This window comes from Clostridium tyrobutyricum, assembly GCF_019144085.1.
GTDB classification, from domain to species: Bacteria; Bacillota; Clostridia; order Clostridiales; family Clostridiaceae; genus Clostridium_B; species Clostridium_B tyrobutyricum_A.
Genome location: NZ_JAHHUY010000104.1, coordinates 1 through 411, shown reverse-complemented (window position 1 = coordinate 411; position 411 = coordinate 1). Strand labels below are relative to the sequence as shown.

The 411-nt window shown below is 29.4% G+C and carries 1 protein-coding gene; it reads right to left on the bottom strand.

The window, feature by feature from the left end:
- Nucleotides 1–365: transposase (locus KM800_RS15215; RefSeq protein ID WP_217813834.1), on the bottom strand; the 365-nt coding region annotated here is incomplete at its 3' end.
- Nucleotides 366–411 lie beyond the last annotated feature (46 nt).

Below are 411 nucleotides of genomic sequence, written 5' to 3'. Positions count from 1 at the left end.
ATCCCTCTTGCATATAGTCCTATGATTTTTTTGTCTAATTCATTACAAACAGTTTCATACTTTTTAACAACTTTAGGTTCAAAATCTGAGTTCCTATCCCTTGGTATATCCAGCTTTACATCACCAACACTACTTTTAATATTCTTCTTTGAATATCCATTCCTATAATTTTTATAGTCTCTTTCCTCATCCCTCTCATATTTTTCTCTACCAAGCAGATCTTCCATTTCAGCCTCAAGCATATTTTGTATAACATCTTTCAGAAGTCTTTGAAGCAAACCATTTTTTCCTACTACATCCTCCATAGTCTTACATTTTTTAACCTCTTCTTTGTAATTAATATCTGGTATCTTAATTTCTTTCATTTGAAACATCTCCTTTTATTTTTTTAAGAATATTATTCCAAATATA